The sequence below is a fragment of the Sphingomonas sp. CCH10-B3 genome (genome assembly GCF_001556185.1).
Taxonomy (GTDB): Bacteria; Pseudomonadota; Alphaproteobacteria; order Sphingomonadales; family Sphingomonadaceae; genus Sphingomonas; species Sphingomonas aquatica.
In genome coordinates this window covers 1-23,254 of record NZ_LSIJ01000094.1, presented here as the reverse complement: position 1 = coordinate 23,254, position 23,254 = coordinate 1, and the positions used below count along the sequence as shown (strand labels likewise).

The 23,254-nt window shown below is 64.6% G+C and carries 30 protein-coding genes; 16 read left to right on the top strand and 14 right to left on the bottom strand.

Annotation, left to right across the window (positions count from 1 at the left end; translation table 11 throughout):
* Window positions 1-87: 87 nt before the first annotated feature.
* The 6 genes from AX672_RS15280 to queE all read left to right on the top strand — a co-directional run bounded on the left by AX672_RS15280 (window position 88) and on the right by queE (window position 5,252).
* On the top strand, window positions 88-1,284 hold the full coding sequence (locus AX672_RS15280; protein ID WP_066652779.1) for an aspartate aminotransferase family protein: 1,197 nt from the start codon (window positions 88-90) through the stop codon (window positions 1,282-1,284).
* The gene (gene argF, locus AX672_RS15275) at window positions 1,281-2,198 is read left to right on the top strand and encodes an ornithine carbamoyltransferase (RefSeq protein WP_066652777.1); all 918 of its coding nucleotides are present in this window, start codon (window positions 1,281-1,283) and stop codon (window positions 2,196-2,198) included. The genes AX672_RS15280 and argF overlap by 4 nt, the downstream gene beginning before the upstream one ends.
* Before the next feature lie 150 nt (window positions 2,199-2,348).
* The gene (hslO, locus tag AX672_RS15270; protein ID WP_066652775.1) at window positions 2,349-3,263 is read left to right on the top strand and encodes an Hsp33 family molecular chaperone HslO; all 915 of its coding nucleotides are present in this window, start codon (window positions 2,349-2,351) and stop codon (window positions 3,261-3,263) included.
* Window positions 3,264-3,359: 96 nt separating this feature from the next.
* Window positions 3,360-3,779 carry a DUF3617 domain-containing protein gene (locus tag AX672_RS15265; protein ID WP_066652767.1) on the top strand — a complete coding sequence of 140 codons (420 nt, stop codon included), beginning with the start codon at window positions 3,360-3,362 and terminating at the stop codon, window positions 3,777-3,779.
* A gap of 157 nt (window positions 3,780-3,936) precedes the next feature.
* A complete protein-coding gene (gene queC, locus AX672_RS15260; protein ID WP_066652764.1) occupies window positions 3,937-4,626 on the top strand; it encodes a 7-cyano-7-deazaguanine synthase QueC in 690 nt (229 codons plus the stop codon).
* Window positions 4,623-5,252, top strand: a complete 630-nt coding sequence (gene queE / locus AX672_RS15255; RefSeq protein ID WP_066652761.1) for a 7-carboxy-7-deazaguanine synthase — start codon at window positions 4,623-4,625, stop codon at window positions 5,250-5,252. The genes queC and queE overlap by 4 nt, the downstream gene beginning before the upstream one ends.
* A 5-nt stretch (window positions 5,253-5,257) precedes the next feature.
* Here the strand turns inward: queE and AX672_RS15250 are convergent, their stop codons facing one another.
* The gene (locus tag AX672_RS15250; protein WP_231731390.1) at window positions 5,258-5,917 is read right to left on the bottom strand and encodes a hypothetical protein; all 660 of its coding nucleotides are present in this window, start codon (window positions 5,915-5,917) and stop codon (window positions 5,258-5,260) included.
* Between AX672_RS15250 and AX672_RS18700 the strand changes: the two genes are divergently transcribed.
* Window positions 5,907-6,464 carry a hypothetical protein gene (locus tag AX672_RS18700; protein WP_202189352.1) on the top strand — a complete coding sequence of 186 codons (558 nt, stop codon included), beginning with the start codon at window positions 5,907-5,909 and terminating at the stop codon, window positions 6,462-6,464. The two genes, AX672_RS15250 and AX672_RS18700, sit on opposite strands and share 11 nt — an antisense overlap.
* A gap of 84 nt (window positions 6,465-6,548) precedes the next feature.
* Here AX672_RS18700 and lipB read toward each other — a convergent pair whose 3' ends face one another.
* Entirely contained in the window at window positions 6,549-7,217 is a 669-nt protein-coding gene (gene lipB, locus AX672_RS15240) for a lipoyl(octanoyl) transferase LipB (protein WP_066652793.1), read from the bottom strand.
* A 105-nt stretch (window positions 7,218-7,322) separates the two neighbouring features.
* Between lipB and AX672_RS15235 the strand changes: the two genes are divergently transcribed.
* Together AX672_RS15235 and AX672_RS15230 are read left to right on the top strand one after the other, a co-directional pair.
* On the top strand, window positions 7,323-8,171 hold the full coding sequence (locus AX672_RS15235) for a hypothetical protein (protein WP_066652756.1): 849 nt from the start codon (window positions 7,323-7,325) through the stop codon (window positions 8,169-8,171).
* On the top strand, window positions 8,168-8,908 hold the full coding sequence (locus tag AX672_RS15230; protein ID WP_066652749.1) for a hypothetical protein: 741 nt from the start codon (window positions 8,168-8,170) through the stop codon (window positions 8,906-8,908). Before AX672_RS15235 ends, AX672_RS15230 begins: the two co-directional genes overlap by 4 nt.
* On the opposite strand, the gene AX672_RS15225 is transcribed toward AX672_RS15230, so the two are convergent.
* The 3 genes from AX672_RS15225 to AX672_RS15215 are packed head-to-tail and all read right to left on the bottom strand — an operon-like array spanning window position 8,905 to window position 10,802.
* Entirely contained in the window at window positions 8,905-9,486 is a 582-nt protein-coding gene (locus AX672_RS15225; RefSeq protein ID WP_066652746.1) for a GNAT family N-acetyltransferase, read from the bottom strand. The genes AX672_RS15230 and AX672_RS15225 overlap by 4 nt on opposite strands.
* 5 nt (window positions 9,487-9,491) lie before the next feature.
* Window positions 9,492-10,334, bottom strand: coding sequence for an oxygen-dependent coproporphyrinogen oxidase (gene hemF, locus AX672_RS15220; RefSeq protein ID WP_066652742.1), 843 nt, complete (start codon window positions 10,332-10,334; stop codon window positions 9,492-9,494).
* A 9-nt stretch (window positions 10,335-10,343) separates the two neighbouring features.
* Complete coding sequence (locus AX672_RS15215; protein WP_082730579.1) at window positions 10,344-10,802, bottom strand: tRNA (cytidine(34)-2'-O)-methyltransferase; 459 nt, start codon at window positions 10,800-10,802, stop codon at window positions 10,344-10,346.
* A gap of 240 nt (window positions 10,803-11,042) precedes the next feature.
* On the opposite strand from AX672_RS15215, the gene petA reads away from it, so the two are divergent.
* From petA to AX672_RS15190, 5 genes are all read left to right on the top strand, one after another.
* Window positions 11,043-11,624 carry a ubiquinol-cytochrome c reductase iron-sulfur subunit gene (gene petA, locus AX672_RS15210; protein ID WP_082730577.1) on the top strand — a complete coding sequence of 194 codons (582 nt, stop codon included), beginning with the start codon at window positions 11,043-11,045 and terminating at the stop codon, window positions 11,622-11,624.
* A 10-nt stretch (window positions 11,625-11,634) separates the two neighbouring features.
* Window positions 11,635-12,939 (top strand): cytochrome b, encoded by a 1,305-nt coding sequence (locus AX672_RS15205; RefSeq protein ID WP_066652734.1) that lies wholly within the window; start codon window positions 11,635-11,637, stop codon window positions 12,937-12,939.
* A gap of 10 nt (window positions 12,940-12,949) precedes the next feature.
* Window positions 12,950-13,768 (top strand): cytochrome c1, encoded by an 819-nt coding sequence (locus tag AX672_RS15200; RefSeq protein ID WP_066652731.1) that lies wholly within the window; start codon window positions 12,950-12,952, stop codon window positions 13,766-13,768.
* On the top strand, window positions 13,765-14,325 hold the full coding sequence (locus AX672_RS15195) for an adenine phosphoribosyltransferase (protein ID WP_082730576.1): 561 nt from the start codon (window positions 13,765-13,767) through the stop codon (window positions 14,323-14,325). Before AX672_RS15200 ends, AX672_RS15195 begins: the two co-directional genes overlap by 4 nt.
* A gap of 74 nt (window positions 14,326-14,399) precedes the next feature.
* Window positions 14,400-14,687: a hypothetical protein gene (locus tag AX672_RS15190; protein WP_066652728.1), complete on the top strand. Its 288-nt coding sequence runs from the start codon at window positions 14,400-14,402 to the stop codon at window positions 14,685-14,687.
* Here AX672_RS15190 and AX672_RS15185 read toward each other — a convergent pair.
* From AX672_RS15185 to ychF, 6 genes are all read right to left on the bottom strand, one after another.
* Complete coding sequence (locus tag AX672_RS15185; protein WP_066652717.1) at window positions 14,684-15,133, bottom strand: MaoC family dehydratase; 450 nt, start codon at window positions 15,131-15,133, stop codon at window positions 14,684-14,686. The two genes, AX672_RS15190 and AX672_RS15185, sit on opposite strands and share 4 nt — an antisense overlap.
* 37 nt (window positions 15,134-15,170) lie before the next feature.
* A complete protein-coding gene (locus AX672_RS15180; protein ID WP_066652715.1) occupies window positions 15,171-16,418 on the bottom strand; it encodes an alkaline phosphatase family protein in 1,248 nt (415 codons plus the stop codon).
* Between the two features lie 98 nt (window positions 16,419-16,516).
* Complete coding sequence (locus AX672_RS15175) at window positions 16,517-16,894, bottom strand: hypothetical protein (protein WP_066652706.1); 378 nt, start codon at window positions 16,892-16,894, stop codon at window positions 16,517-16,519.
* A gap of 44 nt (window positions 16,895-16,938) precedes the next feature.
* Window positions 16,939-17,745 carry a sterol desaturase family protein gene (locus AX672_RS15170; protein ID WP_066652704.1) on the bottom strand — a complete coding sequence of 269 codons (807 nt, stop codon included), beginning with the start codon at window positions 17,743-17,745 and terminating at the stop codon, window positions 16,939-16,941.
* Between the two features lie 93 nt (window positions 17,746-17,838).
* The gene (locus AX672_RS15165; RefSeq protein ID WP_066652702.1) at window positions 17,839-18,903 is read right to left on the bottom strand and encodes an AraC family transcriptional regulator; all 1,065 of its coding nucleotides are present in this window, start codon (window positions 18,901-18,903) and stop codon (window positions 17,839-17,841) included.
* A gap of 19 nt (window positions 18,904-18,922) precedes the next feature.
* Window positions 18,923-20,023 (bottom strand): redox-regulated ATPase YchF, encoded by a 1,101-nt coding sequence (gene ychF / locus AX672_RS15160; RefSeq protein WP_066652700.1) that lies wholly within the window; start codon window positions 20,021-20,023, stop codon window positions 18,923-18,925.
* Window positions 20,024-20,160: 137 nt separating this feature from the next.
* Here ychF and AX672_RS15155 point away from each other — a divergent pair, with 137 nt between their 5' ends.
* Both AX672_RS15155 and AX672_RS15150 read left to right on the top strand, forming a co-directional pair.
* A complete protein-coding gene (locus AX672_RS15155) occupies window positions 20,161-20,550 on the top strand; it encodes a hypothetical protein (RefSeq protein ID WP_168727506.1) in 390 nt (129 codons plus the stop codon).
* A gap of 18 nt (window positions 20,551-20,568) precedes the next feature.
* On the top strand, window positions 20,569-21,132 hold the full coding sequence (locus AX672_RS15150) for a hypothetical protein (protein ID WP_066652686.1): 564 nt from the start codon (window positions 20,569-20,571) through the stop codon (window positions 21,130-21,132).
* A 13-nt stretch (window positions 21,133-21,145) separates the two neighbouring features.
* On the opposite strand, the gene AX672_RS15145 is transcribed toward AX672_RS15150, so the two are convergent.
* From AX672_RS15145 to pth, 3 genes are read right to left on the bottom strand one after another with little or no spacing between them, the layout of a single operon-like run.
* A complete protein-coding gene (locus AX672_RS15145; RefSeq protein ID WP_066652684.1) occupies window positions 21,146-21,751 on the bottom strand; it encodes a TIGR02466 family protein in 606 nt (201 codons plus the stop codon).
* A gap of 50 nt (window positions 21,752-21,801) precedes the next feature.
* Window positions 21,802-22,569, bottom strand: a complete 768-nt coding sequence (locus AX672_RS15140) for a Crp/Fnr family transcriptional regulator (protein WP_066652679.1) — start codon at window positions 22,567-22,569, stop codon at window positions 21,802-21,804.
* Window positions 22,570-22,629: 60 nt separating this feature from the next.
* Complete coding sequence (pth, locus tag AX672_RS15135) at window positions 22,630-23,202, bottom strand: aminoacyl-tRNA hydrolase (RefSeq protein ID WP_066652676.1); 573 nt, start codon at window positions 23,200-23,202, stop codon at window positions 22,630-22,632.
* Between the last annotated feature and the right edge of the window lie 52 nt (window positions 23,203-23,254).

Sequence of the window (23,254 nt, the reverse complement as noted above, 5' to 3'; positions counted from 1 at the left end):
CGGATGTTGACGCGCCGATGTCAGGCCGCGTAAAAGTGAATTGGGCGGCCAAGATGCCGCCCTTTTTCGTTCGATGGAGATGCGACGATGCCGATCACCCCGCTCATGCCCGTTTACCCGCGGTGTGATGTGCGTCCGGTACGCGGCGAGGGGTGCTATCTGATCGGCGAGCGCGGCGAGCGCTATCTCGATTTTGCGAGCGGTATCGCCGTCAACGCGCTCGGCCACGGCCATCCGCATCTGGTGAAGGCGATTGCCGATCAGGCGGCGACGCTGATGCACGTCTCCAACCTTTACGGCAGCCCGCAGGGCGAGAGACTGGCGCAGCGGATCGTCGACAATAGCTTCGCGGACACCGTTTTCTTCACCAATTCGGGCACTGAAGCGGTCGAATGCGCGATCAAGACCGCGCGCCGCTATCACTATGCCAATGGCAATCCGCAGCGGCACACGCTGATCACCTTCAACAACGCTTTCCACGGCCGCACGATGGGCGCGATCAGCGCGACCAACCAGGCCAAGATGCGCGACGGGTTCGAGCCTTTGCTGCCGGGGTTCGCTTATGCGCCGTTCAACGATCTGGAGGCCGCGCTGGCGCTGGTCGACGATCACACCGCCGGGTTCATGGTCGAGACGATCCAGGGCGAGGGCGGCGTTTCGGTCGGCAGCGAGGCGTTCATCACCGGTCTGCGCAAAGCCGCCGACGCGCACGGCCTGCTGCTGGTGCTCGACGAAGTCCAGTGCGGCTATGGCCGGACCGGCAAGATGTGGGCCTATGAGCATTACGGCATCGAGCCCGATATTATGTCAGTCGCCAAGGGCATCGGCGGGGGCTTCCCGCTCGGCGCGTGCCTCGCGACCGAGGAAGCGGCCAAGGGCATGGTGTTCGGCACGCATGGCTCGACCTATGGCGGCAATCCGCTGGCGATGGCGGCGGGCGAGGCGATCCTCGACGTGATCCTCGAACCCGGCTTCCTCGATCATGTAACCGCGATGGGCGAGCGGCTGCGCGCGGCGCTCGAGCAGATGATTCCCAACCATGACCACATCTTCGATCATGTGCGCGGGCGCGGGCTGATGGCGGGGATCAAGCTGAAGGAGTCGGCCGTCAGCCGCGACTTCGTGGCGCATCTGCGCGATCACCACGGGCTGCTGACGGTGGCCGCGGGCGAGAATGTCGTCCGCATCCTGCCGCCGCTGGTGATCGAGGAAGCGCACATCGACGAATTCGTCCAGAAGCTGAGCGAAGGCGCCCGGGGGTTCGCGCCCGCGCTGGCGGCGTGAGACACTTCCTCAACCTCGCCGACGCAGGCCCCGACGGGATCGCGGCGATGATCGCCGATGCGCTCGACCGCAAGGCCGCGCGCGCGAGCTGGCCGAAGGGCAAGCCCGATGCCGATGCACCGCTCGCCGGGCGAGTTCTGGCGATGGTGTTCGAGAAGAATTCGACCCGCACCCGCGTCAGCTTCGACATGGCGATCCGCCAGCTTGGCGGCACCAGCATCGTCATGGACGCAGGCACGATGCAGCTCGGGCGCGGGGAGAGCGTGCATGATACCGCGCATGTCCTGTCGGGCTATGTCGACGCGATCATGCTGCGCACCGACGATCATGCCAAGGTCGAGGAAATGGCGCGGCATGCCTCGGTCCCCGTCATCAACGGCCTGACCGATCTGTCGCACCCGTGCCAGATCATGGCTGATCTGCTGACGATCATCGACGCGGGCAAAGCGCTGCCGGGGCTGAAAGTCGCGTGGCTCGGCGATGGCAACAACGTGCTCTATTCGATCGTCGAGGCGGCGGGACTGATGCAGTTTGACGTCGTTGCCGCCTGTCCGCAAGGCTTCCAGCCCGAGGAGGAAGCAATCGTGCGCGGCAACGGTCGCGCGCGCGTCGTCGGCAATCCCGCCGAGGCGGTCGAGGGCGCCGACATCGTCGTCACCGACACCTGGATTTCGATGGGGCAGGCGCATGCCGAGACCAAGCTCGCGGCGATGATGCCCTATCAGGTCGATGCCGCGCTGATGGCGAGGGCCAAGCCCGACGCCAAATTCCTCCACTGCCTGCCTGCGCATCGCGGCGAGGAAGTGACGGCCGACGTGATCGACGGCCCGCAATCGCTGATCTGGGCCGAGGCCGAGAACCGCCTGCACGCGCAGAAATCGATCCTGCGCTGGTGCTTCGGCCAGATTGGTTGAAGCGTTCGCTGCGACATCCTATTTTCGCCCCAGCACCCCGTTAGTTTCGAGCGAAGTCGAGAAACGTAAGGCAAGGTCCGTGTGGCCTGTTTCTCGACTTCGCTCGAAACTAACGGGTTTTTCTTTGGCGGGTTTCCTTTGGATAGCAGCATGACCGACCCCATCATCGCCGATTTCGACCGCGCGCTCGGCTTCACCATTCCGACGCGGCAGGCGCGTGGGCGCGTGGTGCGGCTCGGCCCGCTGATCGACACGATTCTGGCCGCACACGATTATCCCGCACCGATCGAAGCGCTGCTCGGCGAAGCGCTGACGGTCGCGGCGCTGATCGGTACGACGCTGAAGGATGCCGGCGGCCAGCTGACGATGCAGGCGCAGACGAAGACCGGCGTGGTGACGCTGCTCGTGTGCGATTATCGTGGCGGCGAGTTGCGTGGCTATGTCCAATACGATGCCGACAAGCTTGCCGCCGCGCCGCAGGATCCGAGCCTGTTCGCGCTGTTCGGCAGCGAGGGGCATCTCGCGATCACTTTCGATCAGGCGACCACCGGCGAACGCTATCAGGGCATCGTGCCGCTCGACGGCACGACGATCGCCGAGGCAGTGCAGAGCTATTTTGCCCAGTCCGAGCAGATCCCGACGTTGGTCCGCACCGGCTTCCGCAAGGACGCCGATGGGCGCCGGCTGGCTGGTGGGCTGCTGCTCCAGCACCTGCCCGAAGGCGAGGAGGGTCGCGAGCGGCTGCACACCCGGCTCGACCATCCCGAATGGGAGCATGTCGCGGCGCTTGGGATTACGATCGATGTCGATGAACTGACCGATCCGGTGCTGCGGCTCGAAACGATCGTCTGGCGGCTGTTCAACGAAGAGAGCGAAGTGCGCATCCTCGCCGGGCTGCCGCTGGTCAAGGGGTGCCGCTGCTCGCCCGACTACATCGCGCAGGTTCTCAGCCAGTTTCCGCTGGATGAGCAGCGCGCGATGGCCGATGCCGATGGCGTGATCTCGGTCGATTGCGCGTTCTGCGCGACCAAATTCCCGATCCGGGTCAGCGAGATCGCATCCTGATAGCGATTGCGCTGCGGCGCGTCGTCGATCAGACTGAGCGTGGGGACGCCCCCTGACGACGACGAGTCGCGCCGGGGCCTTGGGGGGAGTTCGATCATGCAACTGAAGATGCGCGCGCGGATGGCGTCGGCGGCAATGCTCGGCGGCGTGGTGCTTACCGCCGCGGGGTCGTCCAAGCCATCGCTGCATGTGCTCGGCGCGATCGAGCATGGCCAGTGGGAATTGCGCGAACAGGGCGCGACCGGCGCCCCGCGAACGCTGTGTCTGGGCGATCCCGACGCGCTGGTGCAGATCCAGCACGCGCAGCAACAATGCGCGCGGTTCGTGGTCGATGATCAGCCGATGGCGGGAATCGTGACTTATGACTGCAAGGGCGCGGGGCGTGGTCGCACCGTCATCCGCGCCGAAAGCCCGCGGCTGATCCATGTCGATACGCAAGGGCTGGCGGGCGGCGCGCCCTTCGACATGAGTTTCGAAGGGCGGCGCACTGGCGCCTGTGCGGCGACGGCTCGTTAAGCCAGCGTTTATTTGGAGCTGCTATAGCTGCGGATGTGTCGCGTTCAGGCACGCTTTCCTCCCTAAAAGCCCCCTGGGCCGTCCAAGTTGGGCGGTCCTTCTTTTTTGGGCCGCTGCGCTTGCGACCTGCGGCAATTGGGCCTAGCCGCGCTCGCCTATGACAAATTCGCATCCTTTGGCGGTGGTGCTGGTGTCGGGCGGTCTCGATTCGATGGTCGCCGCGGCGCGCGCGCGCGAAGCGGGCTTCGGCCTGCTGGCGCTGTCGGTCGATTACAATCAGCGTCACCGCGTCGAACTCGCCGCAGCCGCGCGGGTTGCGGCGGCGCTGGGGGCGGAGCGTCATGTCGTACTCCCGCTCGATTTGTCGGCGTTCGGCGGTTCGGCGCTGACCGCCGACATCGCCGTGCCCAAGACCGGCGTCGGCCCGGGCATCCCGGTCACCTACGTCCCGGCCCGCAACACCATTTTCCTCAGCCTCGCGCTCGGTTGGGCGGAAGCAGCGGGCGCGCGCGACCTGTTCATCGGCGTCAATGCGCTCGACTATTCGGGCTACCCCGACTGCCGCCCGGAATTCATCGCTGCCTTCGATGGGCTTGCCGAACTCGCGACCCGCGCCGGTGTCGAAGGCGCGCCGTTTAGCATCCATGCGCCGCTCCAGCACATGACCAAGGCCGATATCGTGCGCGAAGCGACGCGGCTCGGGCTCGATGCAGCGATCAGCTGGTCCTGCTATGATCCGACGCCGGAAGGGCTCCACTGTGGGCTGTGCGACAGCTGCCGCCTGCGCCAGCGTGGGTTCGAGGGGGCAGGCATCGCCGACCCGACCGTCTATGCGGCGCGGCCATGAGCTATGCCGTCAAGGAGATGTTCCTGACGCTGCAGGGTGAGGGCGTCCACGCCGGGCGTCGCGCGGTGTTCATCCGCTTTGCCGGCTGCAATCTGTGGAGTGGGCGTGAGGCCGATCGGGCGACTGCGATCTGCCGGTTCTGCGACACCGATTTTGTCGGCACCGACGGCGATGGCGGCGGCAAGTTTGCCGATGCCGCTGCGCTTGCGGATGCCGCCGTGCAGTTGTGGGGGCAGGGGGAAGGTGCCTTCGCGGTGCTGACCGGCGGCGAGCCGATGCTGCAAGTCGATGATGCGCTCGTCGACGCACTCCATGCGGCGGGCTTCACGATCGCGATCGAAACCAACGGCACGCTGCCGGTGCACCCCGGTATCGACTGGGTCTGCGTTAGCCCCAAGGCGGGGAGCGAAGTGGTTCAGCGTCGCGGCGACGAACTAAAGCTCGTCTGGCCGCAGCCCGGCAGCAACCTCGACGCGATCGAACAATGGGAATTCCGCCACTGGCTGATCCAGCCGATGGACAGCGCGGATGCCGCCGCCAACACCCGTGCGGCGATCGATCTGGTGCTGGCGCGGCCGCGCTGGCGGCTCTCGCTCCAGACGCACAAGCTGCTCGGCTTGCGCTGAGCGCGTCAGTACGGCCCGCAGGCGCGCGCGTCGTAGTAATTCTGCCGCGTCCAGCATGGCGGATCGAAGCGCGGAAAGCGCGTCCGGCTCATGTCGAGCGACCGCCGTCCGCCGAACGCCTGCTCGCCCAACAGCTGCATGCCGTTGCGCAACTCGCGCATCCGGTTCTCCGCGACAACATAGAGCTGGCCGCGCGGCGCGATGATCGCGCCATAACCGATGTCGGCAGCGGTCTGGCAGAACAGATATTGCGAGCCGACGTTCGAAAACATCGAATAAAGCCGCGTGCCATATTGGTCGAGTGCGCTGACGCCGGCGCGGCTGCTGACGACCTTGGTCTTGCCCTTGGTTTTGGTCTTGCCGGCCGCCATCCGGTTGAAATATTTACCGAGCGTGTCGAGCGACGTCTTCAACTCGGCCTGATGATCGAGCAGCACGGCGTTATATTTGTGGACGCTGAGCAAAGTCGGCTCGAACTGGCAGCGCAGAGCGGCGACGTTCAGGGCGGCGCGCAGCGACCACACCAGCCCCGCGCGCAATTCGGCCGGTGTTGCGCCTGGTAGCGGCACTGTCAAACCCGGCTCGTTGCCGACGACGGGCGGGCCCGACAGATCGGGGCTCTTGAAGTAAAACTGGGCGGACGCAGGCGTTGCAGTGATCGCCATCATCATTGCCAGCAAACTGCACAGCCAACGCGCCATCATGTTCGTTACATTCCCCGTCTGCTTCGCAAGTCCGCGCTTCTTGCCCACAACGAGCGCTAATTCAACCGTGCGAATGGATCGATCCGGCGTGTCAGCAAGGCAGTCCGACTCGATTTCCGACCGCGCATCCGGTCGGGCACCGGCTCGCCAACGAAAAGGGCCGCCCGGTTGCCCGGACGGCCCTTCGCGAATTCATGCCCCCCTGATCGGGAAGCCGACGTCGAAAGAAGCTTACTTCTTTTCGGTCGCCATCGCGTCGTTCGACGCCATCGCGTCGTTCGAGGCCATCGCGTCGTTCGACGACATCATCGCGTCGTTCGAAGCCATCGCGCCGTCGGTCGCCGTCATGTTGTCGGTCGCCATCGCGTCGGTTTCGCTGTTCATCGATTCCGTCGCCATCGCGTCGTTGGTGGTGGTGGTTTCGGTCTTCGCGCAAGCCGAGATCAGCAGCGCCGCGCTGGCGACCATCGAACCCGTCACGACCTTAGCAATGAGTGCACGCATTTGAAGCTCCCTAAATGATGGTTTTGGTCGGCTTGACCGCCTTTAATCCCCAAACCGGAGTAGACATTAGTCGGATAACGCCTCGTCCTCAAGCCTCGTTTTCGCTAGACAAAGAAAGCCTATCGAGAAAATGCCCGAGTCTCGCCACGAGCGCTGCGTCGAATGCCTCGGAATCGCCCCCTTTGCCAAGCCTTTTTACGCTGGTTACGGGATAATCCGGCAGCCCGCAGGGCACGATACCGGCAAAATCAGACAGATCGGTGGCAATATTGACCGAAAATCCGTGCATCGTCACCCATCGCCGCACGCGCACGCCGATCGCGCCGATTTTGGCCTCCGTACCGTTTTCGGACGTCCAGATACCGACGCGGCCCGGCACCGCGAAGGCGGGCACGTCGATCAGCGCAAGGGCTTCGATCAGCCAATTTTCCAATGATCCGATGAAGTTGCGGATATCGCGCCCGCGCTTGCCGAGGTCGAGCACCAGATAGCCGACGCGCTGCCCCGGCCCATGATAGGTATAGCGGCCGCCGCGCCCGCTCGCGAACACCGGAAAACGCGGGTCGATCAGCTCGGCCGGGTCAGCGCTCGTTCCTGCAGTGTAGATCGGCGGATGTTCGAGCAGCCAGATCAGCTCGCGGGCCGTGCCCGCGGCCACCGCCGCCGCGCGCGCTTCCATCGTGGCCAGCGCGTCGGGATATGCGACTGGCGCTGTGTCCACGCGCCATTCGATGTCGTGCCGCTCGGCTTTGGTCATGGCATTGCACATGCGGTCGAAGCGGCTGCCGTGCAAGCATTGGCATCATCGCACCGCATGCGCTATTCGCCCAACGAATAACCAACAGTGCGGGACAATGAGGGAATGAGCAGGGTCGACATCAGTGCGGTATGGGACCGGGCGACCGAGTTTCTGGGCGACAATCTCGCCACGCTGATCCCGATCGCGCTGCCGTGGATTTATCTGCCGCTGGCAGTGCAGACGGCAATCGCGCCGCTTGGCAAATCGGGTGATGCCATGGCGACCGCGGTGCAACTCGGCTCGTTCGCGCTGACGCTGCTGGGTATCTGGGGGCAGTTGCAGGTGCTCGCCCTGGCGCTCGATCCGGCGCGCGGTGCGGGTGGGGCGCGCGCACTCGCCACGGCGCGACTCGTGCCGGTGCTGGTGCTGACGTTGGTGCTGGGCATCGCCGCGTTGCTGCTGGTGGCGCCGATCGGCGTCGGGCTGGGCATGGCCGGGTTTGACTTTCAGGCGGCGATGCAGGCCAGCGCGGCGGGCACGCCGGTGCCGACGCCGCCCGGCATGACCCCGGCGATTGCGAGCTTCATCTTGTTCTACGTGCTGGCGCTGCTGGTGGTGATGCTATGGGTCGCGGTGCGGCTCGCGCTCGTCAATGCGGTGTTGCTGGAAGAGGGCGGGTGGTTCGGCGCGATCGGCCGCTCGTTCGCGCTCACGCGCGGGCGGACGCTGGCGCTGGTCGGCGTGCTGCTGCTGTTCGTGATCGTCAGTGTTGTTGCGACGCTCGCTGCGCAAACCGTGTTCGGTGCGATTTTCGCGCTGGTGCTGGGCGGCGAGGGGGCCGTGACCGCTGCCACCGTGCTGACCGCATTGGTCGTCGCGGCAGTATCGACCGCGTTCACTTTGTTGTCGGCGGCGTTCATCGGCAAATTCTATGTCGCGGCGCGTGCGCAGGAAGCCATCGGCACCGCATGACGATCGATCTCAGCGCGACCGCCGCCGATGCCTGGGCGCTCTGGCGGCGCGATCGCGCGGTGCTGTGGCCGCTTGCCGGGCTGTTCCTGTTCGTGCCGACGCTGGCGCTGCTGTTGTTCGTTGAGCCGCTGGTGGTTGGGACTGGCACGGGCGCGCAGGCCGATCCTGCCCAGACGGCCGCGCTGATCGCGCGTTATCGGGGCTGGATCGCCGCCAACAGCGGCTATTTTCTGACCGCCAGCTTTGTTTCGGCCTTTGGGACGCTCGCCATTCTAGGGCTCTACCTCGATCGCGCGGCCGCGACGGTCGGCGATGCGCTCACCGGTGCGATGGCGCTGCTGCCGCGCTATATTCTGGCGTCGCTCGTCACCACTGTGGCGACGATGATCGGTTTTGCGATGTTCTTCTTGCCGGGCATCTATCTGGCGGGTCGCTGGCTGTTGATCGCGCCGGTGCTGGTCGCGGAAGCGCCAATTTCGGCGATCGATTCGGTGGCACGCGCGCTCCGCATCACGCAGCGGCATGGCTGGCTCCTCGCCGGGGTGATCGTCATTGCGTTCATCGCCGACATGGTCCTGCCAGCGCCGTTCCAGAGCCTCGACACCATGCTGCGCAACCTGCGCGCCGCCAATCCGCTGGTGATCATTCTGGTCGATGGCGCGGCGGCGGCGATCGCAACGGCGGTCGCGCTCGGCCTGCTGCTGTTCAAGGTCGCGCTCTACCGGCGGCTGGCCTAAATCAGCGGAATCTGCGGCGCGGCGTCGCGCGGCAGCAGCCCGGTGACGCGCGGATCGGGGAAAGTCTCGATCGTGCGCGTCACCGCCTCAAATCCTTGTGCGCGGTAGAAGCTGAGCGCGGACGAGTGATCGAGCGTGCAGGTGTTCACGCGCACGAAGCGGACGCCGGGCCGCCACATCATCGCAAGCGCGAGGCCCATCAGCCAGCGGCCATGCCCCTTGCCGACCAGCTCGGGCACCAGCCCGAAATAGTCGAGCGCGCACCAGTCGGGCTCCGGGTGGGTGAATTCGAGCAGCCCGACCTCGATCGCGGCGCGGTCGATCACGGCATGGACTTGCGTCTGCGGACGATCGATTGCCGCGCGCAACGTGGCGTCGTCCATCGCCAGCCGCGAATACCACAGCCACGGCGCGCCGACCCGCGTGAACAGGGCACGGTACTTGTCGGGATCGGGCTGCGCCCAGCGCACCAACCGCAGCGGGCTGTCGGGCAGCGGTCGGGCCGGCGGACGTTTGCGCATCTCGAGCGTGGTCACGATCGTCGCCACGTCGCCCGCCGCGACGCGTGTCAGGCTCACCGCGTTCAGGCCCAGGTGGCGCGCGGCGGCAGGCTCATCAGGATCGCGTCGATGTTGCCGCCGGTCTTGAGCCCGAACAGCGTGCCGCGATCATAGACGAGGTTGAATTCGGCATAGCGCCCGCGCCATTCGAGCATCCGCGCTTCTTCCTCAGGCGTGAAGGCGTCGTGCATCCGCCGCCGCACGATCCGCGCATAGCTGTCGAGGAACTGGCGGCCGATGTCCTGGATGAACGCGAAATTCGCGGCGAAATCGCCCTCCAGATGGTCGCAGAAAATGCCGCCGACGCCGCGGTGCACCTTGCGGTGGGGGATGTAGAAATAATCGTCGGCCCATTGCTTGTAGCGCGCATGATAATCGGCGCCGTGCGGATCGCAGGCGGCCTTCATCGCGGCATGGAAATCGGCGGTGTCCGCGTCATTGGGGATCGGCGGGTTGAGATCCGCGCCGCCACCGAACCAGCGCTTGGTGGTGACCAGGAACCGCGTGTTCATGTGCACCGCCGGCACTTTCGGGTTCGCCATATGCGCAACCAGGCTGATGCCGGTCGCGAAAAACCGCGGGTCGTCGGCAGCGCCGTTGATCGTCTTGGCGAAATCACCTTCGAACGTGCCGCCGACGGTCGAGACGTTGACGCCGACCTTTTCGAACACGCGGCCCTTCATCACCCCGCGCACACCGCCGCCGCCGGGCTCGCCCGAAGGATCGACGCGGTCCCACGGCGTATATTCAAAGGCCGCGTCGGAGCCGCCTTCGCGCTCGATCGCTTCGAACTCGGCGCAGATCAGGTCGCGCAGATGTTCGAACCAGCTTCGTGCCGTCTGCTGTTCGGTGTCGAGTTCCATCATCCCCCCGTTTTAGCTGGCCGCATCGGGCCATCCCTTGATCTGGCGCAAGGCCTCGCCAGTTGCGATGGCGGCTGCGACCGCGACATTCAACGATCGCCGATCCGGCACAAGTGGAATTGTCACGCGCAGATCGGCGCGGTCATGGACGTGGTCCGGAACCCCGCTCGATTCCGCGCCGAACAGCAACACATCGCCGGGCGCGAAAGTGGCGGCGTCGATACGGACGGCCCCTTTGGTCGACAGCAGCACGATGCGTCCCGTGACCGCAGCTTCAAAGGCAGACCAGTCGACATGGCGGGTCACATCGCCCAGCGACAGATAATCCATGCCCGCGCGCGCCAGCTTGCGGTCGCTCCACGCAAAACCCATCGGCTCGATCAGGTCGACCACGACGCCAAGGCAGGCGCCCATCCGCAGGATGGTGCCGACATTGCCCGCGATGTCGGGCTGGTACAGGGCAATGCGGATCGGCGGTGGCATGGGCATGCCGATAGGGCTTAATGCGGTATGGCAGCGCCCGTCAAAATGCTGTTGGCAAAACCTGTTCCCTGTGTCTATCAGGCGCGCAGTTTGCGTCCGGATGGCGCAGGACAGCGGCCAGTGCGTGCGCCTTTACAGGAATGTGCTGGCGATCAGTTGATCGGCGTGGTCCGGCGGGTTCGGAATAGAAGGCAGTTCGGCAAAAAGCCAAGTTGATGGGGCAAGTGAATGGCAACCGTTGATACCCCGATTGCAGCCGGTGATGGCACCGACCCGCATGGCGGTGAGGGCGAATATCGCCGCCGCGATTTCCTGAGCATCGCCGCGGTTGCGTTCGGCGGAGTGGGCGTGGCCGGTGTGCTGGTGCCGCTGGTGAGCCAGATGGCCCCGTCGGCGGACGTGCTGGCCGAATCCACGACCGAGCTCGACCTGAGCGCGATTGCACCGGGACAGGCGATCAAATCGTCGTTCCGCAAGCAGCCGCTGTTCGTCCGCAACCTGACACCCGAAGAAATCGCCGAGGCGAATAAGGTCTCCGTCGCGTCGTTGCGCGATCCCGAAACGCTCGCGCAGCGCACCAAGGAAGGCCACACCAACTGGCTGATCACTCTGGGCGTGTGCACCCATCTGGGTTGCGTCCCGCTCGGTGCAGCCGAAGGCGAAGTGAAGGGCGAATATGGCGGCTATTTCTGCCCATGCCATGGCTCGGTCTACGACACCGCCGCGCGCATCCGCAAAGGCCCGGCGCCGAAGAATCTCGAAGTGCCGCCGTACAAGTTTTCCACCCCCACCACTGTTGTGATCGGTTGAGGTCAGCATCATGAGCTTTCCCTGGGCTAAGCATTACGAGCCGAAGGCGCCACTGATGAAGTGGATCGACGAACGGCTGCCGCTCCCGCGCTTCGTCTACAACGCGGTGGGCGCAGGCTATCCGGTGCCGCGCAACCTCAACTATTTCTGGAATTTCGGCGTGCTCGCCGGCGTGGCGCTGATGTGCCAGATCGTCACCGGTATCGTGCTTGCGATGCATTATGCGGCCAACGGCGCGATTGCGTTCGATTCGGTCGAACACATCATGCGCGACGTCAATTACGGCTGGCTGATCCGCTATGCGCACGCCAACGGCGCGTCGATGTTCCTGCTGGTGGTCTACATTCACATCGCTCGTGGCCTTTATTACGGATCGTACAAGGCGCCGCGCGAGATGATCTGGCTGCTTGGCGTCGTGATCTTCCTGCTGATGATGGCGACCGCGTTCATGGGCTATGTGCTCCCCTGGGGCCAGATGAGCTTCTGGGGTGCGCAGGTGATCACCGGTTTCTTCTCGGCGATCCCGTTGGTGGGCGAAAGCATCCGCGTGTGGTTGCTTGGCGGCTATGTTCCCGATGATGCGGCGCTGAACCGTTTCTTCTCGCTCCACTATCTGCTGCCGTTTGTCACGCTCGGCATGATCGTGCTGCACGTCTGGGCGCTGCACATTCCGGGGTCGAACAATCCGACCGGCGTCGAAGTGAAGGGCGAACAGGACACGGTGCCGTTCCACCCCTATTACACTGCCAAGGATGGGTTCGGCATCGGCGTGTTCATGCTGATCTACTGCGCGTTCATTTTCTTCATGCCCAACGCGCTGGGCCATCCGGACAACTATATTCCGGCCAACCCGCTGGCGACGCCCGCGCACATCGTTCCCGAATGGTACTTCCTGCCCTTTTACGCGATCCTGAAGTCGTTCACCGCGGATTTCCTGTTCATCCCGGCGAAACTGTGGGGCGTGATGGCGATGTTCGGGTCGATCCTGCTGCTGTTCTTCCTGCCCTGGCTCGACACGTCGCCGGTCCGCTCGGCCAATTATCGCCCGGTGTATCGCATTTTCCTGATCGTGCTGCTGGTCGACGTGCTGGTGCTTGGCTACATCGGCGGGGCCGAGGCGACTGCCCAGAATGTGATCATCGGCCAGATCGCCACCGCTTATTATTTCGCGCACTTCCTGCTCATCCTGCCGATCGTTGCGGCGTCCGAGCGCCCGCGTCCGTTGCCCAATTCGATCACCGAATCGGTCCTCGGCAAGCGTGGCGGTGGGGCGTCAGCGTCGGGTTTGCCCGGCCACGCGCTTCCGGCCGAATAAGGGATTTATCATGGTTCGCTACATTGCCGGTCTGGTCGGCGTCGTCTTCATTATCTCGTTGCTGGCCGGCTTGTACGGCAGCGTCTCCGGGCTGATCAACGACCCGCAGGTCGAAGGTGCGGCTGCTGCGCTCTACAAGCACCCGAAGGAGCTTGAGCTGGAGAGCAACGGCTTCACCGGCAAGATCGACATGGCAGCGGCGCAGCGTGGCTTCCAAGTCTACAAGGAAGTGTGCGCGAACTGCCATTCGCTGAAGCATGTCGCTTTCCGCGACCTGAAGAAGATCGGCTATACCGACGCCGAGGTGAAGAAGATCGCTGCCGACTGGGGCACCAAGCAGTCGGTGCAGGACCCCAAGACCGGCGACCGGACCGAGCGCGCCAATGTCCCTGCCGATCATTTCCCGCCGGTCTATTACCCCGGTCAGGGCGTGCCGCCGGATCTGTCGCTGATCACCAAGGCGCGGCATGATGGTCCGGCCTATATCTATTCGCTGCTGACCGGCTATGCCGAACAGACGCCCGAGTTGATCGCCAAGCACCCCGATGCGAAAACGCCGGATGGCCTGTACTATAATCCCTATTTCCCGAACCTGAATATCGCGATGCCGCCGCCGCTCGCGCAGGACGGGCAGGTAACCTATGCCGACGGCACCAAGTCGACGGTCGCGCAGAACGCCAAGGACGTGGCCGCCTTCCTCGTCTGGACGGCCGAGCCCGAGCTGAACGATCGCCACGCGCTGGGTCTTGCCGTACTCGGTTTCCTGCTTGTCGCGACGATCCTTGCTTACGGCGCCTATCAGTCGATCTGGCGGAACGTGAAGCATTGAGCAGCGCCGCAGGCGCGGCGCGCGCCGACAATGACGATCTGAAGGCGCTGATCCGCACGATCCCCGACTTTCCGAAGCCGGGGATCATGTTCCGCGACATCACCACGCTGTTGCTTGATCCAAGCGGCCTCGCGCAGACGGTCGAGCGGATGGTCGCGGCCGTCGCCGGCCCGGTCGATCTGATCGCCGGGATCGAAGCACGCGGTTTCCTGTTTGCTGCCGCCATCGCCGTGCCGCTCAATACCGGCGTGCTGCTGATCCGTAAGGACGGCAAGCTGCCCGGCGCGACGATCGCCGAGGATTATGCGCTGGAATACGGCCAGGACCGCATCACCATGCACGAAGATGCGCTGGTGCCGGGCCAGCGCGTGCTGCTGGTCGACGATCTGATCGCCACTGGCGGTACGGCCCGCGCGGCGATCCGGCTGCTTCGCAAGGCCGGGGCTCAAGTGACGCAGGCGCAGTTCGTGGTCGATCTGCCCGACCTCGGCGGCGCAGACGCACTGCGCGCCGATGGAATCGACGTTCGCGCACTGCTGTCGTTCGAGGGCCATTAAGCTTCGCTTAGCCATATCGGTCCGGCGCCCCGAGTGTGGGGGCAACAGACGGAGGCGTAGCGATGGTTGGATCAATGACGAAGCTGGCGCTTGGCGCGGCGCTGCTGGCGGGGCTGGGTGCCTGCGCCGATGATTATGCCGGGGGCTATGGCCGCGGCTATTACGGCGCGGTGTCACCCTATTACGGCTGGTACGGCGACTATTATTATCCGGGCACCGGCATTTACGTCTATGATCGCTATCGCGTTGCGCGGCGCTGGTCGGACGCTGATCGCGCCTATTGGTATGGTCGCCGCAATGCCTGGCGGGGTGGGCCGATCCGCGACAATTGGCGAGGCTTCCACGGACGTCGCTGGCGCTAAGCCTGCGGTCGCGTCCGGATCAGGCCGATCGCCAGCGTGGTCATCACCGGCACATCATCCTGATTGTAGACGGTGATGCGGCTGCGATAGCTCCCCATCTCGGGGCGGCTGGTCGATGGGCGCTTGTCGATCACTTCGACCGACAGCGACAGCGTATCGCCGGGATAGACGGGCTTGAGCCAGCGCAGCTCGTCCTGTCCCGGCGACCCGAGCCCTGCCTGCTGCGTTGTCTTCAGGTTTTCGACCAGCATCGCCATCATCATCGCGCAAGTGTGCCAGCCGCTGGCCGACAGCCGCCCGAAATGCGTCTGTGCCGCCGCTTCGTCGGAAAGGTGAAAGGGCTGGGGGTCGTATTTTTCGGCAAAGGCGATCACCTCCTCGCGCGTCACCGCATAGCTGCCGAAGCGTCGGACCGAACCGACCTCGATATCTTCAAAATAGATCATGTGCCCGGTGTCGCGTGGATCGAACGGCTTGGCAAGCCTAGCGGTTCAGCGCCGCCCGGAACGGTGCGTCGGTGCCGTCGAGATCACGGCCTGCGGGCAGGCCGAGCAAGTCGCGCAGCAGGGGGGCCACATCGACATTGTCGAAGCTGGCGATCTTGCCCACCGGCTTGATCGCGGGGCCGCTGGCAATGAACAGCGCCGCCATCTGCGGATCGGCGGGGTCATATCCGTGGGTGCCGCGATATTTCTCGGCCATGTCGGGCGCGGGCGGCCTGTCCTGAATCAGCCAGCCGGCCTCGGCAATGCAGACATAGGCGGGCACGCGCGGGTTGCGGCCATAATGAAGCGATGCCGGTATCTGCGCCTTGGGCCAGCACTGCGCGTGGCGGATCGGCCGAGCGATCGCGGCGGCCAGTTCGGCATCCTTGCCCGGCACCGGCTCGATCCCGGCATAAGCGCCATTGACGACAAGGCGGTAGCTGCCGGCGGGCAGACTCTGGTCGATCCGGACAATGCGTTCGGGGCTGATCGGTGCCATGCCGTGATCGGCGACAATCACGAAATTGGCGGGCTGGCCGAGCGTCGCCAGTTCGCTGCGCAGCCGACCGATCGCGGCATCGACCTCGCCGACCACTGCCGTCGTCTTGGGACTGTCGGGGCCATTGCCGTGACCGGCCGAATCAACCACGTCGAAATAAAGCGTCAGGAATGCCGGGCGCGTATCGGCGGGACGCCGCAGCCAGTCGATGATCGCATCGACGCGCTGACGATTGCTCACGTCATGGCCATATTGCTGCCAGTCCTGCGGGCGCCGACCGTCGAACGCGACATTGGCACCGGGCCAGAACATCGTCGCCGAATGGATGCCCGCCTTCTCCGCCGTGATCCAGATCGGCTCGGCCGCATTCCACCAGAAGGGTTCTTCGCTCTGCATCGTGAAGGTCATCCCCGGATGGCCGGGGTCTTCCATCCGATTGCCGACGATGCCGTTGCGGTCGGGGCGTAGGCCCGTCACCAGCGTCCAGTGGTTGGGGAAGGTCACGCTCGGAAACGACGGCCGCATTGCCGCGCTGATGCCGGCATCGGCGAGCGCGTTAAGGTTCGGCGTCACCCCGCGCGTGAGATAATCGGGCCGGAAGCCGTCGATCGAAATCAGGATCGTAACGGGCTTGCGCGCGTCGGCGGGCGCGGCGGCAACCGTCTTCGGCGCCTCCAGCGGCTGCGTCACGCACGCCTGCAATCCGGCAGCAAGAAAAGCAGCCATCAGGCGAGAGGACATGCGCATGGCGCGGCTATGGCGGGTTTTGGGGTCAGAAATATGACGAGCATGCCGCACGGTCAGGGGCGGGCCGTCGCGTAACGGCCCGCCCCACGGCGTGATCGTCACCGGTCGCGTGCGTAGCGCGCAGTCTTGCAAAACAGGAACAGGCAGACTTTCATCTCGACGATGCGCGGCGTTGCCAGCTGCAGCGTCGCCGGAAGCTGCCGCTTGCCGTCGTGATAGGTGCCGCGCCAACGATTGTTGCCGCTGGTGGTGATGTCGGACAGCACGACGCCAGTATCGACCCGGCCGGCGCGTCCGTCGCTGCGGCGCGCCAAACCGATCGCGCACAGCCTGTCCGGATTGCCCGCGCAAGGGGCGATTCGGGCAGCGCCGGTACCGTCGATTTCGCTCCAAACGCCGATCAGCGGCGATTCAGAAGTAGCGAGGGCATTGTCAGCCAGTCCAACCAATGCGAGCAGAAGAACGAAAAAGCGCATGTCAGTATCCTTGTTGCTTGAAGGGGGTTGATCAAACGGGGGGCTCAGAACGCTGCCGTTTGCAGCGCGGACGCAGCTGGCGGGCGCCGCACGGCGGCCGCGAAATGGCGATGATATTCGGGGTGCTCGGTTCCCATCCACCGATCCCACCAGGTAAAGTACAGGCCGAAGTTCCAGCCCATCCGGCCATGGTGCAGATCATGGTGCGTGGTGGTGGTCATCCAGTCGAACAGCGGGCGACCATCGGCCCGTGCCGGCATGACTTCGATCCCGCTGTGGAGCAAAGTGTTGCGGACGATCTGGTGGAGCACGAACAGATCGACGACGATCCATGACGTCGGCACCAGCAACACCCACAGCGGGACGAAACTGCCCATCAGCAGAGCCTCGGCCCAGTCGAAGCTATAGGCCGTGAAGGGCGACGGATTGTTGCTCAGGTGGTGACGGCGATGCACCCAGCGGAACAGGCCTTGCAAATGCGACAGCCGGTGCGCCCAATAGAAATAGGCGTCGTGCGCGACGATCATCAGCACCAGGCTCACCCAGAACCAGATCGGTCCCCAGCCGGCGGCGATCTTGGCACCGTTCCACCAGCCGAGATGATGGGCAATCGTCACCACCAGCGATGCGGTGGAAAACACCATGATCGATCGCATCGAATAGAGGAACTCGCGGCGCAACTGGCGCGCGGGCGGGCGCTGACGCCGAATGCGTCGCCCCGAAAGCGGTTTGGCGAGTGCATACCAAAGCAGCAACCAGAAGCTGGTTGCGAAGATCACATAACGAATGACATCGCCGATCGCGAGCAGCACCCAATGCTGCCCCAGCGATGCAAGATAATCTGATGACATAAGCGAACCTCCGTTGTTGGGGTGGTTCGCCTTTCGATCAGCGCGGCGGGGTGGGTCTCGTCGAACTTGTGAGAAGGTTTGCTGATTTCGAAATCAGCGAGGATTTTCGGAATTCGGCAAGGAATGGGCGAGCGCCAGCCGCCGATATTCGGTGGGCGTTACGCCGGTCGCTTCACGAAACGCGCGGTTGAAGGGGCCGAGCGACCCGAATCCGAGGTCGAAAGCAATGCTGGCAATGTTGCGCGCCGCCGTCGCCGGATCGCCGAGGATCTGGCGGGCAGCCGCGATTCGGTGCTGATTGACGAACGACGCGAAATTGCGGTGCCCCAACTCATCATTGATCAGGCGCCGCAAACGATGTTCGGGCAGGCCGATTGCCGTGGCCAGATCACCGATCGTCAGCCCTTCGCGTTGCCACAGCATCTCTGTGGTCATGGCGTGATCAAGCCGCGCTAGCCAGTGGGCCGTCTCCGTGCTCGGCGGCGGCGCGTCGGGCTCTTTGGTGTCGCGCGCGACGCCGAACAGAACCGGGCGCGCCTCCAGCAGCACCGCGACCCCCGCGATGCCCAGCATGGCCTGGATGCAGGCATTGACCAATTCATACCAAGGCGCATCGACGCCGAAATTCTGGCCGATTTGGACGGCGCTCAACAGAATTGAAAACAGCGCAATCAGCAGCAGGAACGGCACCCGCAACCGGCGGCGCGCCTCGACCAGATCGGTCTGCCCCGATCGGACGATCACGATCAAAGCATGCAACGCCAGCAGCAATCCGAACAGATTGTGCAGGCCCCAGATATAGGGCGCCACCAAGCGCGGGCCATATTGCCCGATCACGCCGATCATCGTCAGCAGTGCGGGTGGGGCGATACCGGTCGCCGATAGCTTGCGATCCTCGAACAACGCGAGCGCGAACAGCCAGAAATAACCTGCACCGCCAATCTGTACGAGCCAAAGGACGCGCTGGAATGGTCCCAGCAATGGGCGGATGGGATGGAAGCCGTTCAGCGTGAAGCAGATGTTGCTGATGACGAACAGCAGGGTGGCGATCCGCAGCGACCGCTGGTCCGCGCTGCGAACAAGCGCCAAGCCGAGTCCCAGTTGCGCGCCGACGGCCATGCCGCGCAGCAGCAGGTCGATGATCTGCAACGGCTCCACTCGGTGTTTGTCCCCCCGATCAGACGTTGAAGCGGAACAGCATCACGTCGCCGTCCTGCACGACATATTCCTTGCCTTCCTGGCGCAGCTTGCCCGCGTCGCGCGCACCGGCTTCGCCCTTGAAGGCGATGTAATCGGCGAAAGCGATCGTTTCGGCACGGATGAAGCCGCGTTCGAAATCGGTGTGGATCACACCCGCTGCCTGTGGCGCCTTGGCGCCTGCCTCGACGGTCCAGGCGCGCGCTTCCTTGGGGCCGACGGTGAAGAAGGTCAGCAAGTGCAGCAGCCGGTAGCCCGCCGTGATGACGCGGGCGAGGCCGGTTTCGGTGAGGCCCAGTTCGGCGAGGAATTCGCCGCGATCCTCCGCCGGCATCGTTGCGATCTCGGCTTCGATCGCCGCCGACACGACCACCGCTTCGGCGCCTTCGGCCTTGGCCTTTTCGAACACCCGCGCCGACAGCGCATTGCCGCTCGCGGCATCGCCTTCGTCGACATTGCAGACGTAGAGCACAGGCTTTGAGGTAAGCAATTGCGCCTGTGCGAACACACGCGCTTCCTCATCGTCCCGGGGCTTGGTCAGCCGGGCGGGTTTCCCCTCGCGCAGTAGGTCGAGCGCTTGCCCCAGCACCGATGCGCCGATCTTGGCCTCCTTGTCGCCCTGCGCCGCTTTCTTGGCGAGGTTGGGCACGCGCTTTTCGAGGCTTTCGAGGTCCGACAGCATCAGCTCGGTCTCGACCGTTTCGGCGTCGGCGATCGGATCGACCTTGCCTTCGACATGGGTGACGTCGCCATTTTCGAAACAGCGCAGGACATGCACGATCGCATCGACTTCGCGGATGTTGCCGAGAAACTGGTTGCCGAGGCCCTCGCCCTTCGATGCGCCGCGGACGAGGCCGGCGATGTCGACGAAGCCGAGCTGCGTCTCGATGATCTTGGCCGATCCCGCGATCGCCGCGAGCTGATCGAGCCGCGCATCGGGCACTGCGACGTTGCCGACGTTCGGCTCGATCGTGCAGAAGGGGTAATTCGCCGCCTGCGCCGCCGCCGTTTCGGTCAGCGCGTTGAACAGGGTCGACTTGCCGACATTAGGCAGCCCGACGATACCACAGCGAAATCCCATTTTGCGCACCCATCAAAAGCAATGGCGCGCCTTAATCAGTCGGGCCGCGAATGGCCAGAGTGTGCGCTTGCCCAGAATGCTTGCATTGGCGGCGTGCCCGCGCAAACATGGGCGCGCACGATGGGAGGGAATTGGTGATGATCAAGCAGTTGAGTGCCATCTTGCTGGCAATGGCCGCAACCGGCGCCGTGGCGCAGACGGGGCCGCTCGGCGCGCTGCAATGCACCGGCAAGTCGGTCACGATCCGGCTGAGCATCATCAAGCCCGGCCAGTACGCGCTGTTCAAGAAGGCCGTCGCCGATCATCAGGCGTGGTACGCAAGGGGCGGCAACGGCACCAAGGTGACGTTGATGCGAGTGACGAAACGCACGGGGGGCACGCTGAGCTATGACGATAGTTCCGCGCTGACTGTCGTCACCTATGACACCAAGCCGCAGCCGGCGCGGGATGCTGCCTATGCCGCATTCGTGAAGGCTTATCAGGACAGCTCGACCGTCAAGGACGAGCATCGCGGGTGTTTGGGTTAGGCTTGGCCGCGACAGCAGGTGTCGGAATTCGAGTTCATCTTCTCGCTGTTCGGACTGCTGCTCGGTCTATCGCTCACCGAGGTGCTTGGCGGTCTCGCCCGCGCGATCGAAGCGCGGCTGCGACCGGGATCGACGGTGCGCATCGGCTGGTTGACGCCGCTGCTCGGCGCCTTCGTCATGCTCGACCTGCTGTCATTCTGGCACGCGGCGTGGCGAAGCCGTGACCTAGTTGGCGTCTCGGGTGGATCGTTAATGGCGATCACGATCTTCGCCAGCGCCTATTATCTCGCCGCGCACCTCGTCTTCCCGCGCGATGCAGAGGACCAGCCGGACTTTGACGCGCACTTTTTCCGAGTGCGCCGAATCGTGATCGGCGTCCTGCTTGTGCTGCTGCTGCTTCAGCTTGGCTGGTACGCCACGGTGCCGGAACTGGCCAAGCTGCTTGCCCGACCGATGGCGCTTGCGCTGACGGTTGTGCTGATCGTCCTGATGGTCGCGGCAATGTCGGTGCGCAGCGAACGCTGGGCGAGGATTGCGATGCTGGCGCTGTCCGCGCGCTACGTTGTCGTCTACCTGCTCTAGCCTACCCACGCCTTTACCACCGATAATTGAAACTCACGCTGATCCGCTCATCCTTGCCGGCGTGCGGCATCACTTCATGCCGCAGCCAGCTTTCCCACAGCAGCAGCGTCCCCGGCGCGGGCTCGACATGGACGAAGCGCTGCAACGCCTCGGGGGCATCGTCGCGGCGCAAGGGGGCGGCCATCATCAGCCCCAGCCGGGGGTCCTCGAAGCGGATCGCGCCTGCGCCCGGCGGCACCGCGATATAGACCGTGCCCGACACCACGCTTTGCGGGTGGATATGGCCGCTGTGCGTTGCCCCCGGCTTCATCACATTGACCCACAGGCTGTCGAGCTTGAGCTTCCTGCCCGCCAGATCGAATGCGCACCCCTCGGCAAAGGCGGCGACGTGCCGGTTGAGCAGCCTGACCAGATCGGCGATCGCCGGGTCGCGCTGCGGCAAGTCGTCGAGCGAGGCGTAGGACGTATAGCCGCGATAGCCATGCGCCTTGGACCACGCCCGCCCGGCGCGATCTTCCTCTGCAAACGACTGGCAGGCACGCGCGAGATCGTCGACCATGGCCGCATCGTCGAGATCGGCCTGATAGAGCGGCGTGGCGAACAGCGAGCGTAGCGTCATCGCCTGCCGCGATACGCTGTCGCCCGCCGCGATGCCAGCCGCCGATCGCGCTATTCGGGCTTCTGATGCAGATGCAGATAATGCGGCGTAAAGTCGCCCGCGCGGCGCAAGCCTTCCCAGTCGGCGACGGTCACCGCGCGCTTGGTCCGCGCAATCAACCCCTCGGCTTCGAGCGTCTTGAGCGTCCGGTTGACATGGACCGATGTCAGCCCGAGCGCATCGCCAATCTGTTCCTGGCTCATCGGCAGCTCATAGCTGCCGCGCGGGCCCAGCCCCGCTGCTTCACGCCGTACCGCCAGCTCGCAGAGCAGATGCGCGGTCCGGGTGCGCGCGTCGCGGCGGCCGACATTGACCACGCCTTCGCGGAAAGTCGCCGCCTCGATCAGCGATTCGAGCCACAGCGCCTTGCCGATTTCGGGATAGCGATAGGCAAGGTCGAGCAACTGCTCGGCCGGGAACTGAACCAAGGTCGCCGGTGTCAGCGCCTGGATATTATGATCGGCGCGGCGCAGCATGATGTGCTGCAAATCGACGAAATCACCCATCAGATGGATGGCGACGATCTGCCGCCCGCCGTCGCCGACGATCTTGCTGCGATAGACGAATCCCGCAACAACGAAGGATGACTGCTGCACCTGCTCGCCTTCGCGCAGGATATACTGCCCCGGCGCAAAGTCCTTGAGCGTATAGGGTAGCCCCAGCAGGGCGTCGATCGCGGGTTGCGACAGTTCGAAGCGGCGAGTGAGCCGCCGGATCATCACTTCGAGCGGTACCGCCTCGCGCCGCGCGACGATTTGCTCAACTTCATAATCTGCCATCGACCTTTAGCTCCGTCAGACCTGACGGAAGCGAAACGACGGGAAACCGAAAAAGCTCCCTCAATCGGCTTGGAGCCGCAGCGCGACGTCGCTCATGAACCGCACGTCGTCGCCGGCTACGAGCCATTTGGCCTCGGCGGCGACTGCACCGAGCATCGCCGAGAGCGGGTCCATCTCAGCCTTGGCGAAATTGCCCAGCACATGGCCGGTCACGCGGTCCTTATGACCCGGATGACCGATGCCGAGCCGCACGCGGCGGAAATTCTCGCCAATGTGGGCGACGGTCGATCGCACGCCATTGTGCCCGGCGGTGCCGCCACCGCGCTTCACCTTGACCTTGAAGGGGGCAAGGTCGAGCTCGTCGTAGAAGACGGTCACATCCTCGGCGGCGAGCTTGTAGAAGCGCATGGCTTCGCCGATCGACTGGCCGCTGTCGTTCATGAAAGTGGCTGGCTTCAGCAGCAGCAGCTTCTCGCTGCCCAGCCGGGCTTCGATCGCCCAGCCCTGAAAGCGTTTCTTCGGCGCTTCGAAATCGTACAGGGCGGCGATCGCATCGATCGCCATGAAGCCGATATTGTGGCGGTGGAGCGCATATTGCGCGCCCGGATTGCCGAGCCCTGCCCAGAGTTGCATCAATTCTCTCCCTCCCCTTCAGGGGAGGGAGAGAATTGATGCAACTCTGGGC

Coding starts and splice junctions, on each gene's coding strand:
- AX672_RS15280 (WP_066652779.1), top strand. CDS start 88: ATGCCGATCACCCCGCTCATGCCCGTTTACCCGCGGTGTGATGTGCGT.
- hslO (WP_066652775.1), top strand. CDS start 2,349: ATGACCGACCCCATCATCGCCGATTTCGACCGCGCGCTCGGCTTCACC.
- AX672_RS15265 (WP_066652767.1), top strand. CDS start 3,360: ATGCAACTGAAGATGCGCGCGCGGATGGCGTCGGCGGCAATGCTCGGC.
- queC (WP_066652764.1), top strand. CDS start 3,937: ATGACAAATTCGCATCCTTTGGCGGTGGTGCTGGTGTCGGGCGGTCTC.
- queE (WP_066652761.1), top strand. CDS start 4,623: ATGAGCTATGCCGTCAAGGAGATGTTCCTGACGCTGCAGGGTGAGGGC.
- AX672_RS15250 (WP_231731390.1), bottom strand. CDS start 5,917: ATGGCGATCACTGCAACGCCTGCGTCCGCCCAGTTTTACTTCAAGAGC.
- lipB (WP_066652793.1), bottom strand. CDS start 7,217: ATGACCAAAGCCGAGCGGCACGACATCGAATGGCGCGTGGACACAGCG.
- AX672_RS15235 (WP_066652756.1), top strand. CDS start 7,323: ATGAGCAGGGTCGACATCAGTGCGGTATGGGACCGGGCGACCGAGTTT.
- AX672_RS15230 (WP_066652749.1), top strand. CDS start 8,168: ATGACGATCGATCTCAGCGCGACCGCCGCCGATGCCTGGGCGCTCTGG.
- hemF (WP_066652742.1), bottom strand. CDS start 10,334: ATGATGGAACTCGACACCGAACAGCAGACGGCACGAAGCTGGTTCGAA.
- petA (WP_082730577.1), top strand. CDS start 11,043: ATGGCAACCGTTGATACCCCGATTGCAGCCGGTGATGGCACCGACCCG.
- AX672_RS15205 (WP_066652734.1), top strand. CDS start 11,635: ATGAGCTTTCCCTGGGCTAAGCATTACGAGCCGAAGGCGCCACTGATG.
- AX672_RS15200 (WP_066652731.1), top strand. CDS start 12,950: ATGGTTCGCTACATTGCCGGTCTGGTCGGCGTCGTCTTCATTATCTCG.
- AX672_RS15190 (WP_066652728.1), top strand. CDS start 14,400: ATGACGAAGCTGGCGCTTGGCGCGGCGCTGCTGGCGGGGCTGGGTGCC.
- AX672_RS15185 (WP_066652717.1), bottom strand. CDS start 15,133: ATGATCTATTTTGAAGATATCGAGGTCGGTTCGGTCCGACGCTTCGGC.
- AX672_RS15180 (WP_066652715.1), bottom strand. CDS start 16,418: ATGCGCATGTCCTCTCGCCTGATGGCTGCTTTTCTTGCTGCCGGATTG.
- AX672_RS15175 (WP_066652706.1), bottom strand. CDS start 16,894: ATGCGCTTTTTCGTTCTTCTGCTCGCATTGGTTGGACTGGCTGACAAT.
- AX672_RS15170 (WP_066652704.1), bottom strand. CDS start 17,745: ATGTCATCAGATTATCTTGCATCGCTGGGGCAGCATTGGGTGCTGCTC.
- ychF (WP_066652700.1), bottom strand. CDS start 20,023: ATGGGATTTCGCTGTGGTATCGTCGGGCTGCCTAATGTCGGCAAGTCG.
- AX672_RS15155 (WP_168727506.1), top strand. CDS start 20,161: ATGATCAAGCAGTTGAGTGCCATCTTGCTGGCAATGGCCGCAACCGGC.
- AX672_RS15145 (WP_066652684.1), bottom strand. CDS start 21,751: ATGACGCTACGCTCGCTGTTCGCCACGCCGCTCTATCAGGCCGATCTC.
- AX672_RS15140 (WP_066652679.1), bottom strand. CDS start 22,569: ATGGCAGATTATGAAGTTGAGCAAATCGTCGCGCGGCGCGAGGCGGTA.
- pth (WP_066652676.1), bottom strand. CDS start 23,202: ATGCAACTCTGGGCAGGGCTCGGCAATCCGGGCGCGCAATATGCGCTC.